This window comes from Dietzia alimentaria 72, from assembly GCF_000226215.1.
GTDB classification, from domain to species: Bacteria; Actinomycetota; Actinomycetes; order Mycobacteriales; family Mycobacteriaceae; genus Dietzia; species Dietzia alimentaria.
Window position 1 is genome coordinate 521,299 of record NZ_AGFF01000023.1, and the last position, 20,461, is coordinate 541,759.

Sequence of the window (20,461 nt, forward strand, 5' to 3'; positions counted from 1 at the left end):
GGGTGCATCTGCCCGATCTCCTCACAGACCTGGACGACGTCCCCTCCGATCTCTTCGAAGAGGCGGTCTTCGACGCCTTCGTCGCCTGGGCTGCCGACAGGGGCCTGACCCCGTATCCCGCCCAGGAAGAAGCGGTCCTCGAGATCGCTGCGGGGAGCCACGTCATCCTTGCTACGCCCACCGGATCCGGGAAGTCGCTAGTCGCGCTGGGCGCGCACTTCGCCGCCATGGCTCGCGGCGAACGCAGTTACTACACCGCTCCGATCAAAGCGTTGGTCAGCGAGAAGTTCTTCGCGCTCTGCGAGGTATTCGGCGCCGAGAACGTGGGCATGCTCACCGGGGATGCCGCCGTCAACGCCGACGCGCCCATCGTGTGCGCCACCGCCGAGATCGTGGCCAACATCGCTTTACGCGAGGGGGCAGCGGCCGAGATCGGTCAAGTGGTGATGGACGAGTTCCATTACTACTCCGAACCCGATCGCGGCTGGGCCTGGCAGGTCCCACTCATCGAACTGCCAGATACCCAGTTCCTCCTCATGTCCGCGACCCTCGGAGACGTCGGCTGGTTGGTCGAAGACCTGCGCGTGCGGACCGGACGCGACTGCACGTACATCGGTGGTACCGAGCGCCCTGTCCCCCTATCTTTCGACTACGCCTTCACAGGGGTCCACGAGTCGGTCGAATTACTCTTGCGCGACGACAAGGCGCCCGTCTACATCGTCCACTTCACGCAGGCCGCAGCACTCGAGCAGGCACAAGCACTGACGTCGCTGGCTGTGGCCCCCAAGGAGCGCAAAACCGCTATCACCGAGGAAATCGGCGGCTTTCGCTTCAGCACTGCTTTTGGACGCACCCTCCGCAAACTCCTTGTCCAGGGCATCGGCGTCCACCATGCGGGGATGCTCCCCAAGTATCGCCGCCTCGTCGAGCGGCTCGCCCAGGACGGGCTGCTCACCGTCATCTGCGGCACCGACACCCTGGGCGTGGGTATCAACGTCCCCATCCGCACCGTGCTGTTCACCGGCCTGACCAAGTTCGACGGTCGCCGCCAGCGTGTTCTCAAAGCGCGTGAGTTCCATCAGATCGCCGGTCGTGCCGGGCGTGCGGGCTACGACACCCAGGGCTACGTCGAGGTCCTGGCCCCCGAACACGAGATCGAGAACGTCAAGGCTGCGGCGAAGGCGGCCGCCAACCCTAAGAAGAAGGGCAAGACCGCCAAAAAGAAGCCCCCAGAGGGCTTTGTCAACTGGTCGCAGTCCACTTTCGACAAGCTTGTCGGCGCCCAACCCGAGCAGCTCACCAGCCGGTTCGAGGTGAGCAACTCGATGTTGCTCAACGTGATCTCCAGGCCGGGCAGCTGCTACGCCCACATGAAGAACCTACTGCTGGCCTCCCACGAGACCCGCGCCCGGACCCGCCAGCACGTGCTCCGGTCGATCGAACTCTTCCGAGGGCTGGAATCAGCGGGGATCGTCGAACGGCTCGGTGAACCGGACGGAGACGGCCGCCACGTGCAGCTGACCGTCGACCTCCAGCGAGACTTCGCGCTGAACCAGCCTCTCGCCCCGTTCGCCATAGCCGCGATGGAGGTCCTCGATCCGGACTCCGCCTCACCGGAACTCGACCTGGTTTCGATCATCGAGGCAGTGTTGGACGACCCCCGCCCCATCCTCTACGCACAACAGCGCGAGGCCCGTGGCGAGGCGATCGCATCGCTCAAAGCCGACGGCGTCGAATACTCCGAGAGGATGGAACTCGTTGAGGACATCTCCTGGCCCACACCGCTCGGTGACCTCATTGCCGACGCCTACGACGTGTATCGCGCCGGGCACCCCTGGGTCTCGGGAATCGAGCCCTCTCCCAAATCCGTCGTGAGGCTGATGGTCGAACGGGGCATGACGTTTTCCGACCTCGTCTCCGCCTACGGCCTGGGCCGCTCAGAGGGCGCGGTCCTGCGCTATCTCACCGACGCCTACCGCACGTTGCGGCAGACCGTGCCGGCCGACCTACGCACCGAGGAGTTCGACGACCTGGTGGAGTGGCTCGGCGAACTCGTCCGCCAGGTCGACTCCAGCCTGCTCGACGAGTGGGAACTGCTGACCGACCCGAACGTGACGGCCGAGCAGGTTGCCGAGTTGGCATTCGGACAGACCGCCGGGAGCTCGCGGCCGGTCACCGCGAACCACCGCGCGTTCCGGGTGATGGTCCGCAACGCGATGTTCCGCCGGGTGGAACTGTTGGCCAGGGACGACATCGAACGACTGGTGCAGACGGACGAGTTCGTACCCGAGCACCCCAACTGGGACACCGAGATCGACGCCTACTGGGACGAGTACGACTCGATTGGTATCGGCCCGGAGGCGCGCGGCCCCGCGCTTTTCTCAGTGACCGAAACCGGCGCCGGTGTGGAACCGGGGACATGGAGGGTTCGCCAGGTCCTCGACGACCCGGAAGGTGACCACGGCTGGGCCATCGAGGGAGTGGTGGATCTCGAGGCCAGCGATGAGGCCGGGGAGGTTCGGTTCTCGTCCCTCACCCTCGCGGGGTGACGCAGGCGGCAGGGTGTGGCCGGTCACAGAGTCGAGGGCCCGTACGATGTGCGGCGAACCCCCAACCGATCGATGGAGGCCCGCCGTGACCCCCCGCACCCTGTACACGAGGCTCGCGTTCGCGGAGGTGATCACGTGGACCCTGCTGATCCTGGGCATGATTGGTAAGTATGGTTTTGAACTCGACTGGGCCACCAGGATCGGCGGTGGCATCCACGGGTTTGTGTTCCTTTGTTACGTCGTGGCCACGGTGGCGGTCTGGACCGACAAGCGCTGGTCTGCGAGGACGGGCCTCCTGGGGCTGGTGTCAGCTGTCGTCCCGTACGCGACCGTGCCATTCGACCGGTCCGTCGATCGTCGCGGCCTACTTGAGGGCCCCTGGCGTCTCGGTCCCGGCGGCGACAAACCCCTGTCTTTCCCGGAGCGAGTTCTGGCCTTTGCACTGAGGTCTCCGGTCGTGTCGCTACTCATCGCGCTCATCGCGGTGGCAATCGTGTTCTCACTGTTGTTGGTGGCCGGCAAGCCCACAGAGTGGTTCTCATGACCTCGGTCCGCGAGCCCGGACGCAGAGAGCAGAACAAGGCCGACAAACAGCGGCGGATCCACGCGGCCGCCAGGGATCTGTTCACACGACGCGGCTATTCCTCGGTCACCACCCAAGAGGTCGCAGATCGGGCCGAGGTCGGAACCGGGACCCTTTTCCGGTACGCGCAGTCTAAAAGCGAGCTCCTGTGCATGGTGGCCAACGACCAGTTCCGGGCAATGGTCGAGACCATTCCCGATACCGGTGACCCGGTCGAGGATCTGGTCGTGCTGTGCAACCCGCTGCTCCTGGCAGTCGACAATCAGCCAGAGAATATCGCGGCCTACCACCGCGAAACCCTGTTCGGGGAACCTGGCCCCCACCGCGCGGAAGCGCAGCAGATCCTGCGTGAACTCCGCGGGATCATCACTGTCATCCTGGGCCGGTACTCCGCCGACAACGCCGCTCCGGAGAGCCTCCATGCATCGGCACAGGTCGTGTACGACGTCATGTACATGACCATCGTGCGGTGTGGAGTCGAACGCTCCGCCAGCCGTGACAGCCGCAAAGAGTTCACAGATCACGTCCGTCGAGTTCTCCACGGCGCGCTTCCCTCCCCAGCCGGAAGGCCTCAGCAGGCCTAACGGCCCTTTCCCGGACCCCGGTGCGATGAGCTTCCCCCCGCCGGGCGAGACTGGCACCATGACCGAGGTCCGGGACTCCACCACTCCATCGATCAAGGACGCCTCCACCGTGATGGTGATCCGCGACTCCAACACCGGGCCGGAGGTGTTTGCCGCGAGACGCGTCAAAGGGATGGCGTTCGCCGGGGGCATGACCGTCTTCCCCGGTGGGGGCGTCGACGCCTCCGACGACGATCCTGATCTTGCGTGGACCGGGCCCGCTCCCGCGTGGTGGGCCGATCGTCTCGGCTGTGATGAGCCGCGGGCTCGGCGACTCGTGTGTGCTGCCGCACGCGAGACGTTCGAGGAGTGCGGCGTCCTGCTCGCTGACCACCTCGACGGCGACCCGGTGTCCGACGCGGGACGCTATCACTCCAGCCGCGCGGAACTCGAGGGCCATCGGCTCACGCTCAGTCGCTTTCTCGAGGACAACCAACTCTCCCTCGCCGCCGGTCGGTTACGCCCCTTCGACCACTGGATCACCCCGGCGGCAGAGAAGCGACGTTACGACACGCGTTTCTTCGTCGCGGCCCTGCCTGTCGGTCAGGAACCCGACGATCAGACCAGCGAGGTGGACCTCACAATGTGGGCACGCCCCCTCGATCTACTCGAGGACTTTCGCCAGGGCCGCTCCATGCTGCTGCCGCCGACCTGGGCGCAGCTCCGCCGGCTGGCTGAGTATGTAGATGTGGCCTCGGCTCTGGCAGATGAGCGCACCATCTCCCCCATCCAGCCCGAGATCATCGAGCACGGGGGCCAGATCCGGGTTGGGTTCGACGGTTCGGACGAGTATTGGGCGGACTACCAAGCCGGGCATTCACCGGCCTGAGATCGAACTTGAGGCGACGGACAGCGTCGATCCGCTGACGGATGCGGCGGCTCGGTGGTTGACTGCGATGCATGCCGGAATCCGAGTTCGACGTCGATGCGTCGATCACCGCTGGATGGGAGCACTTCGCTGCCCGCCTCGCAGGGCTCCTGCAAGACCTCGTCCCCGGCGCGACATTCGATGTGTCGGTGCCGGTACTCGGTGCCCCCTCTACACAGACTTCCTATATCAGGTTCACCGCCGATAAGCCTGGCCACCTCCACGCCGAGGTCTCCAGCGGCGGCTCCGAGGACGCTCCGACCCCACTCCGCCCGGCACAGCTGGATCAACTAGTCGCACTCGGCTGGCACACCGGCCGATCCGGTGACCCGGCGGCGGAAACCGAGTCCGCAGACGCCGGTGGCGACGAATCGCGCCCCGGGATCGGACTCCCCGTCGCGCGAGCCAGCGAATTGGCACACCTGGTCGCAGGGACGATGGAACGCGTCTTCGGGATCCCCCGCCCAGTCTTTCTCCACGATGCCAAAAGTCCGGACACCGTCGAGTCGATCGAACCCACGACGAACGACGGACTCTCCGACGACACCGATTTCCGGCCCCTGCCCATCACCGATCCGGACCAGGCCACTCGCGCGATAGGGACGGCACTCGCGGAGGTGTATCACCAGCGGCTCGAACCTGACGAACACGGCGTCTTCACCGTCCCCGCAGGGCGCGTCCTGCTTTTCATCCGCGCTCACCGGTCTCTGCCGCTCATCGTCTTCCGAAGCCTGCTCGTCGCCGGAGTCGAGGACGCCGCCGCGGCGGAGATCGAGGTGGCGATTCTCAACCGCGACTCACTCTGGTGCAGATATGTGTTCGACGGCGGCACGATCAAGGCCGAGTCGGAGTTCGTCGACCGGGTGTTTGTCCCGGTCAACTTCAAGATTCAGCTAACTGAGATCTCGGCGGAACTCGACGACATCTACTCGGATCTCGCACGACGAGTCGCCGGCCGTCGGTGGCGTGACCTTCACGCCGCCGATGATCCGGAGAACAGCGAGCAGTAAGATAACCACCTGCCGGGACGAGCCCGGCCCACGATCGAAGCATCAGGAGCGCCCAATGCGCCGCGCCACCCTCGCCGCCGTTCTCATCGCGGCCGCCACGTTGACCGGAGCTTGTTCTAGTTCAGATGCAGATCAGCGCGTGGGCGCATCGCCTGCCAGGGAACAATCCGGCCCCGTGCCCACCTCCCAGCAGTTCGACCGACCGTTCCCGGTAGGCGCCGAGAATTGGGATGCCACCGTCACCCTGTCCAACCTGAGAATCGTGCCCTCGTCCATGTACTCGGACGTCGTGATGGCGGTGGACGTGCGAGCAGTGCAATCCGCGGGACAGCCTGTTCTGGGGCCAGCAGATTTTTCTGCGTTCGATCCGGCTGGTGCGCGGTTCGAGCAGATCGAGAATCCGGCGGGAGTTATCGATGACCCGCTCGTCCCTTCGGTCATGACCACAACCGGCGAGCAGATTCAGGGGACGGTCGCCTGGACCATGCCACGAGGCACCCGCATCGGCCGGATCGAGATGACCAGCCCGCGGACGATCGGGTCGATCACCGTGACTCGTCAGCCCTCCGACCCTACGGATTAGTAGGCTTTACAGCGGGATCCCCACCCTCCAGGTAGGTCCACCGTCCGCCCCGGCGCTCGAAACGCGAGCGCTCACGCAACACCTCCGGCCCATCCGAACCCGCGAAGCGAACTTCGAACTCGACCTCACCATGTTCGTCGGTCCGGCCCCCCGCCACCACATCGACAACAGTAAGACCAGTCCATTCGACGCCTCCCACTTCCACCGCAGGCGGCCTAGTACGCGGGTGCCATGTGCGCCAGAGATGATCTTCGCGGCCGAGGGCAAACGCTCTGTACCGGGAGCGCATCAACTGCACCGCCGTTTCGGCCGGCATCCCGTCTTCCACGAGCGGGCCGCAGCATGCCCCCAAATTCTCCCCGCCCCCACACGGACATTCCGTCATCTGTGAGTTCCGTCCTCTCGGTGATTCCGCCCACGATACCGACGAGGAGTTAACCGGACGGACTAATCTGGACACCGACATGTCCAGCTGCAACCCCCTCCGCGCATTCGCGCGACGCGAACCAGATCCGGACAACAAGCCACTGCGCGTGCGGTCCTGCCGCGATCTGTGCAAATGGAACAAGACCCCTGTGGAACGCCGGGATGAGCCCCTCTTCGCCTGCCGCGGGTGCGGCTCGCAATGGGTGCCGAGCGAGCACTGGACGCCACGTGAAGCCAGCGGAGCGATCCCCGCGCCAGTGCTGGACCTCATCCGAAAGCGCGACTGAGACAACGACTGCGTGCCTGTTCCGCTTCGGTGCGCCGCAGACGGGGGAACCGTTTCGGAACCGGAGCCTGAAGGAGCGGTCGATCGATAGGCTCACGAGATGACCACAGCCTCATTCCCCGCAAACCCGGCCGTCGCTTCAGGCACGATCGACGCGGTTCTCCGCCGTTCTGCCTCGCGCTACCCCGGCCGCATCGCCCTGACATTCGGGGACCGCCGGTGGACCTACGCTGAACTTGACGCCGCCGTCGACCGGGTCGCCGCCCTTCTTGCCAACCGGGGAATTGAGCAGGGTGCCCGAATCGCCGCTTATGGCATAAATTCCGACGCTTACCTCATTGCGTTTCTCGCCATCTCGCGCGCCGGGTTCACCCACGTCCCGGTGAACTACGCTCTCACCGGGGGTGAGCTCGCTTACCTTCTCACCGACTCCGGGGCCTCCCTCGTCCTGGTGGACCCCGCCCAGGCCGCCACCCTCGACACTGTGCTGGAGTCCCTGCCCGGCCTGCACTCCTTGGCCCTCCTGCCCTCAACGGGTGAGGACGAGACCGACACCCTGCTCGGTGTGGCACGTGCCGGCGGGCCGGTCACTCCGGTGGACTCCCCCGCCACCGGCGATGACCTGGCGCAACTCCTGTACACCTCCGGGACTACCTCCCGAGCCAAGGGCGCCATGATGACGCACTCGGCACTGGTCCACGAGTACGTCAGCTGCATCCTCACCCTCGATCTAGCGGCGGACGACGAACCTCTGGTCACCATGCCGCTCTACCATTCCGCCGCTATGCACGTGTTTGCACTGCCATACCTGTCGCTCGGCGCCACCGTGCATCTCATGGCAGCTCCGGACATCCCGGAGATCCTGCGCCGCGTGGAGGTCGACAAGATCGGTTCGCTCTTCCTCGCCCCCACCGTGTGGGTCCCCCTCGCCTCCCACCCCGATCTGGAGACGCGCGACCTGTCAAGCTTGAAAAAGGCGCAGTACGGCGCATCGATCATGCCGGTGACCGTGTTGCAGAGACTCCGCGCTCACTACCCCGACCTCGGTTTCTACAACTGTTTCGGGCAGTCCGAGATCGGACCGCTCGCGTGCGTCCTCCGACCCGAGGAGCATGACGCCCGCCCGGCGAGTGCGGGCCGCGCAGTGTTCTTCGTCGAGGCGCGCGTCGTCGACGAGGCTGGTGTTGACGTTGCCGATGGCGAACGAGGTGAGGTGGTCTACCGGTCGCCGCAGCTGTGTCAGGGCTACTGGAACAAGCCGGAGGCAACAGCCGAAGCCTTCCGCGATGGGTGGTTCCACTCCGGTGATCTCGTGGTGCGGGACGCCGAGGGGTTCATCGAGGTTGTCGACCGGATCAAAGACGTCATCAACACCGGCGGTGTTCTGGTCGCCTCACGCGAGGTCGAAGACGCCGTCTACATGGACGAGCGGGTAGCCGAGGTCGCCGTGATCGGAACTCCTGACAATAGGTGGATCGAGGCCGTGACGGCGGTCGTCGTTCTCAAGGAGGGTGCAGACGCCGCAGAACAGGAGATCATCGACGGCACACGCGAACACTTGGCGCCGTTCAAGGTGCCGAAGCGCGTCGTGTTTGTGGATGAGCTCCCTCGTAATCAGTCAGGCAAGCTCCTCAAGCGCAAGCTCCGCGACACCTAAAATTGGCCCGTCTCACCGCGGCCGGCTGCCCGGAGGGGTTCGTTCCGACGCGTCCACCTGGGTAGCCGGAGAACGCCGCTCGTGCCAGTCGCGTACGAGCCACATCTCCACCACCAGCGGGTCCACCGCAGCCTCTCCGGCCCACTCGGAGACTACGTCGAGATAGCTCTGATACCGGCGGGGGGTGAGCCGACTGACAGGATCGACCTCCGTCCATCCTGAGTGAATAAGCGTTCCGATGCCAGCGGGATCTACGGGGACGATGCTCTGCTGCGACCAGGCCATGCCCAATGCAGAGAGATAGAGCGACGCGAGCGGGTAACCGAGATCGGGGACGCCACCCCCTGCACGGCCCTCCAGGGCACCATGACGCAGGAGGTTCATGGCCTCAGCGGGTGAGTCGATCCAATTCACGACGTCGTGAAGGACCAGCGGGTAACCGTGGCACGAAACCGAACGCTGGCTCCCACGGTCATCTTCTGGAACGCGGAAGTCCGGTAGGCCCCGCCGTATGCCCGTGCGTAGCGGGTGTCCTGAAAGCCAGGCTGCGCACATGTAGAGCGCGATCACCGACTCCTCGATACTTCCTCGCGCACGGCGACCGGCGGCCCACAGATCACTGCGGCGCAGATAACCCGTTCCGGCTTCAACGCGGCCGCCGTCCGGCCCCCCTGCTACCAATCTGAGGTCGACGCTCTTCTCCGCCAGCCGGAGGTTCCAGACGTCGAGATCGATCTCGACGTACTCATCGGCCACGAGAAGTGCGGGCGGTTGGGCACGACACCAGGCGAGGCAGGCAGCGGGAAGGGCAGGGGCTGGGCGGGGTCCGGTCGTCGTCATGCCGCGTACGGTGCCACGCCGGTACGACAACACCGGACCCACTGACCTCAGTCCTGTGCGAACGCCTCCAACGGGGGGCACGAGCAGACCAGGTTCCGGTCGCCGTAAGCTCCGTCGATCCGACGCACCGCCGGCCACACCTTGGGCCTCCACGCGGGCCCCAGCGGGTAACCGGCCACGCTACGCGGGTACGCGTGCTCCCACTCGTCCGCCGAGACACTCTCGGCTGTGTGGGGGGCGCCGCGCAGCGGATTGTCGTCCACCGTCCAGTCGCCAGCTGCCACCTTGTCGATCTCCGCCCGAATCGCCGCCATGGCATCACAGAAGGCATCAAGCTCAGCCAGGTCCTCACTCTCGGTCGGTTCCACCATCAGGGTATTGGGGACCGGGAAACTCATCGTGGGCGCATGGAATCCGTAGTCGGCGAGACGCTTCGCGACGTCGTCGATCGACACCCCCACCGAGTCGATCAAAGGACGCAGGTCGAGGATGCACTCGTGCGCCACCCAGCCACCCTCACCCGAGTACAGCACGGGGAAGTGCTCACCAATCCGGCGAGCGAGGTAGTTGGCACTAGCGATTGCGGTCAGGGTGGCTTCACGGAGGCCGTCTGCGCCCATCATGCGGATGTAGGCCCACGTGATGGGCAGGATCGATGCCGAACCGAAGGGCGCCGCCGACACCACTCCCCCCGAACCCAGGCCGTCCACGTGCGGATGGCCGGGGAGGAACTCGCGTAGGTGCTCCGCCACGGCTACGGGACCGACGCCCGGCCCGCCACCACCGTGCGGGATACAAAACGTTTTGTGCAGGTTGAGATGACTGACGTCACCGCCAAACCGGCCTGGGCGGGCGACGCCCACCAGCGCGTTGAGGTTTGCGCCGTCGATGTAGACCTGACCGCCGGCGTCGTGGACCACTGCACAGATCTCTTCGATGTCGTGCTCGTAGACACCGTGAGTCGACGGGTAGGTGATCATGATCGCCGACAGTTCGGCGGAGTACTTGTCCACCTTCGCCCGCAGGTCGTCCACATCCACGTCGCCGTTCTCACGGCACGCCACCACCACGACCTTCATTCCCGCCATCACTGCGGACGCCGCGTTGGTGCCGTGGGCCGACGACGGGATCAGACACACCGTGCGGTCGTCGTCGCCGCGCGAGCGGTGGAAATCGCGGATCGCTAGTAGGCCGGCGTATTCGCCTTGACTGCCCGCGTTCGGCTGCAGGCTGACCGCGGCATACCCGGTGATGTCGACGAGCCACTGCTCGACGTCCGAGACCAACTCACGGATGCCCACGTTCTGCTCAGCCGGGGCGAAAGGGTGGAGGCGGTTGAACTCGGGCCAGGTGATGGGCTCCATCTCCGTGGTGGCGTTGAGCTTCATCGTGCACGACCCCAAGGGGATCATGGTCCGATCTAGCGCCATGTCCTTGTCCGAGAGCGCGCGCAGGTAGCGAAGCATCGCCGTCTCAGTGCGATAGCGGACGAACGCCTCGTGCTGGAGGAACTCACTCGTGCGGTCGCCGACCTCCGAATCCGATACGACCTCAACAGCAGAGCCCGGCCCGGCGCCGAACGACTCGAGGACGATGCCGATGTGCTCCGCAGTGGTGGCCTCGTCGCAGGAGATCGACACAGTGCCGTTGTCGACCTTCCACAGGTTCACTCCACGATCGGCCGCGGCCGCGAGCACCTCGTCCGCGCGCCCGGGGGCCCGGACCAGAACGGTATCGAAGAAGTCCGCATGGACCACCTCGACGCCAGCTGCGCTGAGCCCGTCCGCCAGTGCAGTCGCGTGCGCATGCACGCGACGAGCGATTGCCGTCAGTCCCTCGGCTCCGTGGTACGACGCAAACATCGCCGCCAAGACTGCGAGCAACACCTGTGCGGTACAGATGTTAGACGTTGCCTTGTCACGTCGAATGTGCTGCTCGCGGGTCTGCAGCGCGAGACGGTAGGCCACCTGACCGTCCGCGTCCGTCGACACCCCGACCAGACGCCCCGGTAGGTTACGCGCGTGCGGAGTCCGGCAGGCCAGGAATCCCGCGTGGGGCCCGCCGAAACCCATCGGTACGCCGAAGCGCTGAGTCGTGCCGAAGCATGCGTCGGCACTTTTCTCCCCCGGCGGGGTAAAGACGGTGGCGGCCAGCAGATCCACACCTGCGGCCACCAGGACGCCTCGCTCATGGCACTCCTCGATGAGCTTGGCGATGTCGGCGACTCGACCGGATGAACCGGGCGTCTGGACGAGCGCGCCGAAGAACTCACCCTCGGGAAGCCCACCGTTGACAAGGTCGGTTGTGACTATCTCGACCCCCAGCGGCTCGGCGCGGGTGGCAATGATCGCTGCGGTCTGGGGGAACACGTCCACGTCGACGGCGAAACGGTTGCTTTTGGACGAGCGGTTCGCCCGTCGGAGCATGGTCATCGCCTCCGCTGCGGCCGTCCCCTCGTCGAGCATGGAAGCATTAGCCATGTCCATGCCCGTGAGGTCGGCGACCATCGTCTGGAAGTTGAGCAGGGCCTCAAGGCGGCCCTGGCTGATCTCCGGCTGGTACGGGGTGTAGCCCGTGTACCAGGCGGGGCTCTCGATGATGTTGCGGATCAGTACCGGCGGGGTGAGGGTGTCGTAATAGCCTTGGCCGATCATCGACACCGCGACAGTGTTGCGGTTAGCCAATTCACGCAGTGCAGCGAGGGTTTTGGCCTCTGACAGCGGCTCGGGCAGGGCGTCGATCCCGGCAGCACGCCCGTCAGCACCGACTTCGTCGATGATCACCGGCGGAACCACGCGTTCGGCGAGCTCACCCAGGGAACTCACACCGATCGTGTCCAGGATATGGGCAAGACCGTCGGCATCGGGTCCCAGATGGCGGGCGACGAACTCGCCTCGGTTCCGGGCGGTGTGTGGGGTCGTCGTCACAGGTGCTCCTCGGGGGGCTGGGCCGCCCGTCCGGGCGGCCGGCGGGCCGGTGCTACCCTCTCCGCTCTGTCCCCTGCCGGCATACGCCGGCGCCTGAGAGATTCACGAGGCCCGTTCTCAGGGCTTCGCTTTCCCCGTGGGCGGATGGTCTGTTCCATCGCTCTCCAGAGGCGTTCGACGACCGCACGGTCCGGGGTGCCTGAGAGATTCTCGGAGAGGAGTTGCTCCTTCGGCGTCCGCGGCGGATGCAGCGGAACTCTCCCGTGGGACGCATGAACGCAGCGCCAGTCTAGACGACCCGAGCGGATCAGCCCGTACGGCGCGAGGAGCGGGCCCGGCGACGGGCTGCCAACTCATCCTCCACGGGCTCCATGATGTCCTCGGCGGAAACCTTCTCAGCCGGGAAATCGGCGATCGAACCCGCGAGTTCGCGCATGGCGCCACCGATGCCGATGCCGAATACACCCTGCCCGCCCTGCAAAAGGTCAAACACCTCCTCCTTGGAGGTGCACTCGAACACCGTGCGTCCATCCGAAAAGAGCGTGATGGTGGCCAGGTCTTGGACTCCCCGCGAGCGGATCTGGTCCACTGCCTTGCGGATGTTCTGGAGCGAGATCCCGGTGTCGAGTAGCTGCTTGACGATCTTGAGAACCAGGATGTCTTTGAACGAATACAGGCGCTGACTACCGGATCCGGCGGCGTTCCTGATCGACGGCACCACCAGGTCGGTGCGAGCCCAGTAGTCGAGCTGCCGATAGGTGATCCCCGCGATCTGGCAGGCGATCGGCACTCGGTAACCGCTGGTGCCGTCAGGTATGCCGTCATCGGGGAATAGCCCCGGCTGCACCTCATCGAACGTGGCCTGCGTGGCTTCGTCGGTGACTCCGAAAAGATTCTCGGTAGTCGTTCCGGTGGGGGACGGCTCCGGAACCCGGGTGTGGTCGGCCACGTTTGCTCCCTCAAGCTGTGGGTGCAGCCACGATCGCGGCTGCACGGTACCGGGCCTCGCGACCCGGATCCTGAACGCGTGAACACCATCGGTGTAGTTCACTGACGGCAACGCTATGCCCGCCGGGTCCCACTATCAATAGGACACGCGGTAAACCTCAACCTCAAGTTGAACTTTAGGCTGCGTCGCTACTTGCCCGTTGGTGCTCATGTGACTGGAGTGAGCAAGATACCCGCAGGTCATACCCCTTCAGCGCGACGACTCCCCCGGCTTCCCCGCATCGTCCCCACCACCGAGGAAATCATCCGGGCTGACCTGGTCGAGGAACTCGCGAAAGGCCTCCACCTCCTCTTCGCCCTGCTCCACGAGGGAGATCCCCACCTCGTCTAGCACCTCACGGCTCACGAGAACCGGGGCCGACGTCCGCAGTGCCACCGCAACGGCATCTGAGGGACGGGCCGAAACACGCTTGCCCTCGAAGACCAGCTCCGCCAGGAATGTGCCGTCCGAGACCCCGACGATCTCGACCTTCTCCAGAGTCTGGGAGAAGGTCTCGAGCAACGTGGCGACGAGATCATGGGTCAGCGGCCGGCTCGGCTCAACTCCCTGTTGTTTCAGGCTGATCGCCGCCGCCTCCGCCGCGCCGATCCAGATCGGGACGTACCGACCGCCATCCTTCTCGTGGAGGATCAAAACGGGTGTGTACTCCGGCTCCTCGAAGCGCACCCCGACCACGTTGACCTCACGCATGTTCTTTCCCATGTTCTCCGCCTCTCCCACGACACCCAGGGTAGCCGTGAACCACTCCGCGGCGAGATGCCGTGTGATGTCAGGACTCGAGCGCGTGCCGAACGGCGACGGTCACGAGGGTCGAATGCAGGGCGACCGAGAGCGCGGCGATCTCACGCGCGAGCTCGGCGGCTCTATCGCGGGCGTCAGCGTCGCCCTGCCGGGCCACCGGGGCAGCAATCTGAGATATCAGACCAGTCTGGCGGTCGGCAGCGGTGCGGAACCCCCGGAGATGGCGCACGTCCACCCCGTGGGTGGCGAGATCGTTCGCCGTGCGCGCGATCAGCACAGCCTCGGGATCGAAGAATCCGCCGGCCCCGGCCGCGATCAAACCCGCATCGACCAGCGCATCGACAAAGTAGGCGTCCACACCAGATTGCTCCACGATGTTCTCACGCGTGAGCCGCTTGACCGTATCGCTGCGAAAATCATCCGGCGCCGAGCCCGGAACAACGTCCGCCCCGGGCCGTGGGCGCAGCGCCGTGGTGGAACCGTCGGCGATCGCCGAATCAAGAGCATCCAGTTCTTGCCGGATCACCTTCAGCGGAAGGTACCGATCCCGCTGGGCGGTCAGGACGTAGCGGAGACGCTCGCGGTCCTCAACGCTGAAACGCCGGTAACCGCTATCGGTCCGGTCAGGGGTGACCAGCCCCTCGTTCTCGAGGAACCGGACCTTCGACACCGTCAGATCCGGGAAGTCCGGACGCAAAAGTGCGATGACGCCGCCGATGGAGAGGTAGTCCTCTTTGGGGGCGCCCTGTCCGGCGGCGGTCACTGCCCGGGTGTACCCGTCAGGAACACGAGACGGAACTTACCGATCTGTACTTCGTCGCCGTTCGACAGCGCCGAAGAATCGACGGGCTCGCGGTTCACGTAGGTGCCGTTGAGCGAACCCACGTCTACGACCGTGAAGCTGCCGTATTCACTGCGGAACTCGGCGTGACGCCGACTAACCGTCACATCGTCCAAGAAGATATCGCTGTCCGGGTGACGACCGGCGGACGTCGTGGCCTGGTCCAAGAGGAATCGTGACCCGGCGTTCGGTCCGCGCTTGACCACCAGCAGTGCCTGCCCCTCGGGCAGGCCTTCAACGCCGGTGACAGCGGAGTCGGACTGCGCCGCCTGCTGCTCGGACTCGTTGAGGAGCTCAGCCCGGAACACCGAGGTGGTCTCGGCGGTCGCCTCGGGCATGTTCTTGTTCTCGGTCACGTTCGTCTCTCCTCGTCCGAGCCCAACGAGGGCTCACCGTGCGGTGCTGTTGATTCTATGCCGGACTTCGCAAACGCGGGGCCGGTGACGGCTCAGCTCTCCGTTATCTTGGCGTAGCCATCGGAATCGAGCGTCTGCTCGAGCTGCGCTTCCAGGTCATCCGCGTCGGTGACCTCAAGCACCACGATCCATCCCTCACCGTACGGGTCCGAGTTGACCAACTCCGGAGAAGTCTCCAACGACGTGTTGACCTCCACGATCTTGCCGGTGAGCGGAGCGTAGAGATCGGACACGCTTTTGGGGGACTCAACCTCCCCGAACGGCTCACCCGACTCCGTCTCTCCCCCGACATCGGGGAGCTGCACAAAAACGATATCTCCCAGCTTGGACTGCGCGTATTCCGTGATGCCGATGCGAACACGCGTGTCCGACACCCGCTCCACCCACTCGTGCTCATCGGTGTACCGGAGCTGGTCGGGGATGTTCTGATCGCTCACTGACGTGCCCTTCTCGAGTGGCTCACTTCGAATTCCATCTGGCGACATTACACACTGTCGGGCGGCCCCACATCAGCCGATCCGATCCTGCGCGGGGGAACCGATCGGACAACTCTCCACGCTTGCCACAGATAGATGCCCCCACTCCACACGTACAGACCGACCCCCCAGTAGAGGCAGGCCTCACCAACGATCTGCAGAGCCTGCCCCCCGAACACGCCGGCGTGGCCGGCGAGCAGGAGCGGGAAAGACCAGAACAGTGCGAATGTCGCGGCCTTGCCCAGGTAGGTGACCTCAGGGACAAGGTCGCGGCGTCGATAGGCCGGTAACGACACCACCAGGAGCGCGTCACGCGCCAGCAGTACTACCACTACCCACACCGGGATGTACCCCGCCACGGCGAAGGTCACCGGCACCGCGGCCACTAGGATCCGATCGGCGATCGGGTCAAGGCGCTCGCCCCAGGTAGAACGCATATTCCATAGCCTGGCGATTTTCCCGTCGAGCCAATCGGAGACGACCAGCGCGCCGAGGATCCATAGTGCGAGCATCGGATCGTCCCACTTCAGAATGCTGACGATCAGCACCGGGATCAGGGCGATGCGCCCTAGAGAAATCGCATTCGGAAGAGTCCAGAACTTGTCGCTCACCTCGGGGCGGCTCGGCTGTGGCTCCGGGCCAAGTCCCGGCGGAACCGCAGCCGAGAGATGACCGTCCCGGGGGGTCGGAATCCTGGCACCGAGTACTTTGCCCTCGCCAGTTCTCCACTCCCGGAGGTCGGTCTCCCGCCTGCCTTCGCGCGCCGCACTCATCGGAACGTCGACATCATCCCGGAGAAGACACTGCCGCCGGCGGCCATCGGGTTGTCGTGGACCATGTAGGTCCACGTCGATGTGGGCCGCGCCATCGCATTGGCCTCGAGATCCACCCCCGAATCGGTGAACTCGATCTCGGCGAAGGTCGCCTCCGCCTCCCGCACCGCGTCTGAGGCCAGATCACGGAAATGATCGATCGCGATCCGGTGGAACTCGTCGAGCGGGTTCTCTCGTCCGAGCGCTCGGAGATGTATCGACTCCCGGACATCGTTCATGGTCGCGAGGTGGCGAGCCCAGCCGCGGTCGAGATGCCAGAGCATGATGTCCCGGCAACCCTGCACAACGGCGTCTCGCCCGTGCTCGGTCACTAACGCGGCACTTCTCTCCGGATTGTTCGCGGTCAGTTCGTCGAAAGCCTTCTCGGTCAGCAGTAGCGCCGAGCGGCGCTCGGCGAGGATGTCGCGCTGCTCTGCGAGGAGCCTGCTGTAGCGCCACGTATTGGAGTGGATCTCCAGCATCTGGCCCTCGGTGACGCGCTGAGCGTGATCGACGGCGTCTCGTCCACGATTGCCCTTGAGCAGACCACTCATCTTGTCGTGTGAGGTCGGAATTTTCTCCTGCTCGAGCGCCGACGTGACGACCGGGTCGTCCATCGCCGCGAAGAACACCGAACTACCGGGGTCGCCCTGGCGACCCGCGCGTCCCCGAAGCTGGTTGTCCAGCCGCTCGGTCCGGTGCCGTCCGGTACCCACCACGTGGAGGCCTCCGAGCTCGACCACTTCTTCGCGCCTAGATTCGTCGGAGCCGCCAAGTCGGATGTCGGTGCCGCGGCCAGCCATTTGGGTGGACACCGTCACGTTGCCGACATCGCCGGCTTCCGCGATGATCGCGGCCTCCTCCTCATCGTTCTTCGCATTGAGGACTGCGGACTTCACACCCTTCTCAGAAAGGCGTGCGGCCAGCTCCTCTGACTCGGCGACATCATGAGTGCCCACCAACACCGGTTGTCCGGTCGAGTGGATCTGGGCGATGTGTTCGACCACCGCGCGGGTCTTGCTGTCGCCGTCTATGTAGGTGCGGTCGGCCTCGTCGAAGCGGATAGTCGGAGCGTTGGAGTCGATCTGGGACACGCCTAGCGAGTAGAATTCGCGCAGTTGAGCGCCGGCGGCGAGCGCGGTACCGGTCATGCCGCACACCTTGTTATAGCGTCCAATGAATGCCTGCACGGTGATGCTGTCCAGGATCTGCCCCGCTTCGGAGACTGCGACGCCCTCCTTCGCCTCTACCGCTGCTTGGAGTCCGTCCGGCCACCGCTGCAACTCCGCGACGCGTCCACGCGAGGCATTGACAAGCTGGACACGCCCGTCACGGACGATGTAGTCGACATCCCTGTGGAGTAAGAAGCACGCGTGGAGGGCGACGTTCACCTGCACCAGCGTTGTGCCGACGTGGTGCTCGTCGTAGAGGTCGGCAACGCCCAGTTCCGTCTCGATGGCCTCGGCGCCATCCTCAGTGAGGAAGATATTCCGACGTTCGGAGTCGGTTTCGTAATGCCGTCCCGGGCGGAGTTTTCGGACAGCTGCCAGAACGTTTCCCGACGGGGCCTCACCTGAGGTCGAGCCCGCTAGAACCAGCGGCACAAGAGCCTCATCCACCAGTACCGAATCCGCCTCATCGACAAGCGCGACATCCGTGGTCGGGGCGATGAGATCAACGGGGTTGGTCACCAATTGTTCGCGGAGGACGTCGAAGCCGATCTCCGACACCGACCCGTAGGTGATGTCGCATCCGTAAGCCACGCGCCGCTCCTCACGGCTCGAGGTTTCCGTGACGTGCCCGACCGACAGGCCCAGGAGTTCAAGCATCGGGCCCATCCAGTGGGCATCGCGCGCAGCCAGGTAGTCGTTCACCGAGATGACGTGCGCTGTGTGCCCCTGGAGGGCGTACCCTGCCGCCGCGATCGCCCCCGCGAGGGTCTTGCCTTCGCCCGTGGCCATTTCCACCACGTCGCCAGCGAACATGCGAAGCGCGCCCTGGAGCTGCACGTCGAACGGACGCAGTCCGACAGTCCGTTTCGCGGCCTCGCGGGCCAGCGCGAGGAACTTGGCGAGGTCCTCCGCCGAATCACCGAAGAGTTGCAGGCCATGCGCGACATCGGCGAACTCGTCGTCGTTCAGTCCCGCCGCCCAGTCATCGAAGCCGTGTGACACTTCGACGGTGACCTGCGCGCGCGAGGTGTCGCGGCCCTGGGTGGAGCCCATGAGCTTCCAGAAGCGGTTGGCAAATCCCACGCGTGGAGTCCTTCCCGGTCACGAACAGTTCCCACCACCGTACGCAGGCCATCGCGCCGAAGGAGGCGCGGCCCGCCGGTCCGCCGGTCCGAGCCCTAGCGTTCCGGGTCGATCTGACCGCGCAGTCTGCGCATCGCCTCGGTGGAGAGCATCCGGTCCCCTGCGCGAGCGGCCAGATGGTCGGCCGCGAGGTCCGCGGCCGAGGGACGGTAGGGCGACGACTGCGGGGTGACACCGTTCTCCCGCGCGATTCCAGCAAGCCTCTCCGCTTCCGCCACGGCGGTGTCCGCACGGGACTCCACGGACTCCACGAGTTCGCGGAAGGCGACCGCACGCTCGACGACCTCAGCCCATACTTCGTCGATCGACGCACCCATACCCGTCAACGTGGTGAACCCGTCACTCGCCAGCGGTACGCCCGCCGACGCAGCGGCCTCCCGCAAACGGCAGAGGTCCACGGAAAGGCCCATGACCTCACTCTCGGCGTCGAACTGTAACCGGATTTCCTCGACTGAACGCCCGCCCCGTGCGTACGCTCGCAACAGCCGGTCGTACAGCCCACCGACCTCCATGAGCATCGCCGTATACATCTCCGGGATCCGGCGCCGGTCCGCACGGATCTGAGGTATCGACGGCAACGAACGCACCGCCGTCTGCATCCGCTCGGGCAGGACGACTCGTCCCATCCCCCGTTGCCCGTAGGCCGCGGCAACCGTGCCCAGTTCTGCGAGCGTCCTGGGTACCAGCGGGACCGGTGCCATTGTGGGCGTGGACGCCAGCGCGTCAAATAGACGACCGCGGTCATCGGTGTCAAGGTGGACTCCACGTCGCCGGTCCGCCCGGATGTCCTTGATTCTGAAGGCGAACACCCCGGCCCCCCGCGTGAAACTCGTCCGGAGAACGAGATACTTCCGGTCCAGCTCGGCCAATCGGGTTCGAAGGGCCACCCGGAGCATCGACGACACCGGTGTCGCGATTATTCGTCGCAGATCGTGACGCTGCTCCTCGATGATGCGCACCTGATGAAAGCCGCCGACCGTGGGGAACTGCAGGTTCCGTTGCAGACGCGCCCGCACAACCTCACCGATACGCGACTCAACCAACCCGCAAGCCACGAGCAGTGCCGAGCGGTCGGTCAGTTCCGCGACAGGGGCCTGCCCCTCCCCGAGACACATCCGGTCGATATCGGACACAATCCGATCCCGCGCGGTGTGCGCCGTGCTCTCGTCCCCCATGCGCCCCTCCTCGGCCGCGCCCCGTCTGGACGCGTCACTTCCACGGAATATCACACCAGGTTCAACGGTGAATCCGGCACAAGTGTTCCTTTGTCAGGTCGAGAATCGACTTTGATCGTGAAGGACTCATCGGCGAGCTCGCCCTGTGTCTTCTTTGTAACCTCGGCAAATGGACGAAACCCCGGGCCGGATTTCTCCGACCCGGGGTTTCTCTGTGTCGGGCTGACAGGATTTGAACCTGCGACCCCATCACCCCCAGTGATGTGCGCTACCAAGCTGCGCCACAGCCCGTCCGCCTCCGCTTCTCGCGCGGCGACTGGATCA

18 protein-coding genes, 1 tRNA gene and 1 riboswitch are annotated in these 20,461 nt (G+C 65.3%); of the genes, 7 read left to right on the plus strand and 12 right to left on the minus strand.

Annotated elements, in window-relative coordinates; genetic code table 11:
* The first annotated feature begins 2 nt into the window (after positions 1–2).
* The 6 genes from ON04_RS11885 (at position 3) to ON04_RS11910 (ending at position 6,216) form a co-directional block, all read left to right on the plus strand.
* Positions 3–2,549, plus strand: coding sequence for a DEAD/DEAH box helicase (locus tag ON04_RS11885; protein ID WP_010541846.1), 2,547 nt, complete (start codon positions 3–5; stop codon positions 2,547–2,549).
* A gap of 85 nt (positions 2,550–2,634) precedes the next feature.
* Entirely contained in the window at positions 2,635–3,093 is a 459-nt protein-coding gene (locus tag ON04_RS11890; RefSeq protein ID WP_010541847.1) for a DUF3817 domain-containing protein, read from the plus strand.
* A complete protein-coding gene (locus ON04_RS11895) occupies positions 3,090–3,716 on the plus strand; it encodes a TetR/AcrR family transcriptional regulator (RefSeq protein WP_010541848.1) in 627 nt (208 codons plus the stop codon). The genes ON04_RS11890 and ON04_RS11895 overlap by 4 nt, the downstream gene beginning before the upstream one ends.
* 58 nt (positions 3,717–3,774) lie before the next feature.
* Complete coding sequence (locus ON04_RS11900; RefSeq protein WP_010541849.1) at positions 3,775–4,584, plus strand: NUDIX hydrolase; 810 nt, start codon at positions 3,775–3,777, stop codon at positions 4,582–4,584.
* 71 nt (positions 4,585–4,655) lie between these two features.
* Positions 4,656–5,633 (plus strand): TY-Chap domain-containing protein, encoded by a 978-nt coding sequence (locus ON04_RS11905; protein WP_010541850.1) that lies wholly within the window; start codon positions 4,656–4,658, stop codon positions 5,631–5,633.
* A 55-nt stretch (positions 5,634–5,688) separates the two neighbouring features.
* Positions 5,689–6,216: a hypothetical protein gene (locus ON04_RS11910; protein WP_010541851.1), complete on the plus strand. Its 528-nt coding sequence runs from the start codon at positions 5,689–5,691 to the stop codon at positions 6,214–6,216.
* On the opposite strand, the gene ON04_RS17295 is transcribed toward ON04_RS11910, so the two are convergent.
* Positions 6,206–6,913 carry a YchJ family protein gene (locus tag ON04_RS17295; RefSeq protein ID WP_337998990.1) on the minus strand — a complete coding sequence of 236 codons (708 nt, stop codon included), beginning with the start codon at positions 6,911–6,913 and terminating at the stop codon, positions 6,206–6,208. The two genes, ON04_RS11910 and ON04_RS17295, sit on opposite strands and share 11 nt — an antisense overlap.
* 115 nt (positions 6,914–7,028) lie before the next feature.
* Between ON04_RS17295 and ON04_RS11915 the strand changes: the two genes are divergently transcribed.
* Positions 7,029–8,585 carry a fatty acyl-CoA synthetase gene (locus ON04_RS11915; protein WP_010541853.1) on the plus strand — a complete coding sequence of 519 codons (1,557 nt, stop codon included), beginning with the start codon at positions 7,029–7,031 and terminating at the stop codon, positions 8,583–8,585.
* Positions 8,586–8,597: 12 nt separating this feature from the next.
* Here the strand turns inward: ON04_RS11915 and ON04_RS11920 are convergent, their stop codons facing one another.
* The 11 genes from ON04_RS11920 to ON04_RS11970 form a co-directional block, all read right to left on the minus strand.
* The gene (locus ON04_RS11920) at positions 8,598–9,425 is read right to left on the minus strand and encodes an 8-oxoguanine DNA glycosylase OGG fold protein (protein WP_029458320.1); all 828 of its coding nucleotides are present in this window, start codon (positions 9,423–9,425) and stop codon (positions 8,598–8,600) included.
* Positions 9,426–9,472: 47 nt separating this feature from the next.
* Positions 9,473–12,352, minus strand: coding sequence for an aminomethyl-transferring glycine dehydrogenase (gene gcvP / locus ON04_RS11925; RefSeq protein ID WP_010541855.1), 2,880 nt, complete (start codon positions 12,350–12,352; stop codon positions 9,473–9,475).
* Between the two features lie 176 nt (positions 12,353–12,528).
* Positions 12,529–12,626: riboswitch (glycine riboswitch) on the minus strand.
* Between the two features lie 33 nt (positions 12,627–12,659).
* Entirely contained in the window at positions 12,660–13,301 is a 642-nt protein-coding gene (locus tag ON04_RS11930) for a MerR family transcriptional regulator (RefSeq protein WP_010541856.1), read from the minus strand.
* 249 nt (positions 13,302–13,550) lie between these two features.
* Positions 13,551–14,051 (minus strand): bifunctional nuclease family protein, encoded by a 501-nt coding sequence (locus ON04_RS11935; RefSeq protein ID WP_033444283.1) that lies wholly within the window; start codon positions 14,049–14,051, stop codon positions 13,551–13,553.
* A 79-nt stretch (positions 14,052–14,130) separates the two neighbouring features.
* Positions 14,131–14,865 carry a transcriptional regulator FtsR gene (ftsR, locus tag ON04_RS11940; protein ID WP_010541858.1) on the minus strand — a complete coding sequence of 245 codons (735 nt, stop codon included), beginning with the start codon at positions 14,863–14,865 and terminating at the stop codon, positions 14,131–14,133.
* Entirely contained in the window at positions 14,862–15,281 is a 420-nt protein-coding gene (gene odhI / locus ON04_RS11945) for an oxoglutarate dehydrogenase inhibitor Odhl (RefSeq protein ID WP_193350623.1), read from the minus strand. The genes ftsR and odhI overlap by 4 nt, the downstream gene beginning before the upstream one ends.
* A gap of 110 nt (positions 15,282–15,391) precedes the next feature.
* Positions 15,392–15,796, minus strand: coding sequence for a glycine cleavage system protein GcvH (gene gcvH / locus ON04_RS11950; RefSeq protein ID WP_010541860.1), 405 nt, complete (start codon positions 15,794–15,796; stop codon positions 15,392–15,394).
* Positions 15,797–15,843: 47 nt separating this feature from the next.
* The gene (locus ON04_RS11955) at positions 15,844–16,446 is read right to left on the minus strand and encodes a CDP-alcohol phosphatidyltransferase family protein (protein WP_010541861.1); all 603 of its coding nucleotides are present in this window, start codon (positions 16,444–16,446) and stop codon (positions 15,844–15,846) included.
* A 158-nt stretch (positions 16,447–16,604) separates the two neighbouring features.
* Positions 16,605–18,872: an accessory Sec system translocase SecA2 gene (gene secA2 / locus ON04_RS11960; RefSeq protein WP_238529317.1), complete on the minus strand. Its 2,268-nt coding sequence runs from the start codon at positions 18,870–18,872 to the stop codon at positions 16,605–16,607.
* A 125-nt stretch (positions 18,873–18,997) separates the two neighbouring features.
* Positions 18,998–20,137, minus strand: a complete 1,140-nt coding sequence (locus tag ON04_RS11965; protein ID WP_010541863.1) for a hypothetical protein — start codon at positions 20,135–20,137, stop codon at positions 18,998–19,000.
* A 217-nt stretch (positions 20,138–20,354) separates the two neighbouring features.
* Positions 20,355–20,428 (minus strand) — tRNA-Pro (locus ON04_RS11970).
* Positions 20,429–20,461 lie beyond the last annotated feature (33 nt).

Bases quoted from the DNA above. Each gene is read 5' to 3' on its own strand.
- ON04_RS17295 (WP_337998990.1), bottom strand. From the start codon at position 6,913: ATGAGGTCCAGCACTGGCGCGGGGATCGCTCCGCTGGCTTCACGTGGC.
- secA2 (WP_238529317.1), bottom strand. From the start codon at position 18,872: ATGGGCTCCACCCAGGGCCGCGACACCTCGCGCGCGCAGGTCACCGTC.
- ON04_RS11910 (WP_010541851.1), top strand. From the start codon at position 5,689: ATGCGCCGCGCCACCCTCGCCGCCGTTCTCATCGCGGCCGCCACGTTG.
- ON04_RS11935 (WP_033444283.1), bottom strand. From the start codon at position 14,051: ATGCGTGAGGTCAACGTGGTCGGGGTGCGCTTCGAGGAGCCGGAGTAC.
- odhI (WP_193350623.1), bottom strand. From the start codon at position 15,281: ATGCCCGAGGCGACCGCCGAGACCACCTCGGTGTTCCGGGCTGAGCTC.
- ON04_RS11920 (WP_029458320.1), bottom strand. From the start codon at position 9,425: ATGACGACGACCGGACCCCGCCCAGCCCCTGCCCTTCCCGCTGCCTGC.
- ON04_RS11895 (WP_010541848.1), top strand. From the start codon at position 3,090: ATGACCTCGGTCCGCGAGCCCGGACGCAGAGAGCAGAACAAGGCCGAC.
- ON04_RS11915 (WP_010541853.1), top strand. From the start codon at position 7,029: ATGACCACAGCCTCATTCCCCGCAAACCCGGCCGTCGCTTCAGGCACG.
- ON04_RS11965 (WP_010541863.1), bottom strand. From the start codon at position 20,137: ATGGGGGACGAGAGCACGGCGCACACCGCGCGGGATCGGATTGTGTCC.
- ON04_RS11905 (WP_010541850.1), top strand. From the start codon at position 4,656: ATGCCGGAATCCGAGTTCGACGTCGATGCGTCGATCACCGCTGGATGG.
- ON04_RS11900 (WP_010541849.1), top strand. From the start codon at position 3,775: ATGACCGAGGTCCGGGACTCCACCACTCCATCGATCAAGGACGCCTCC.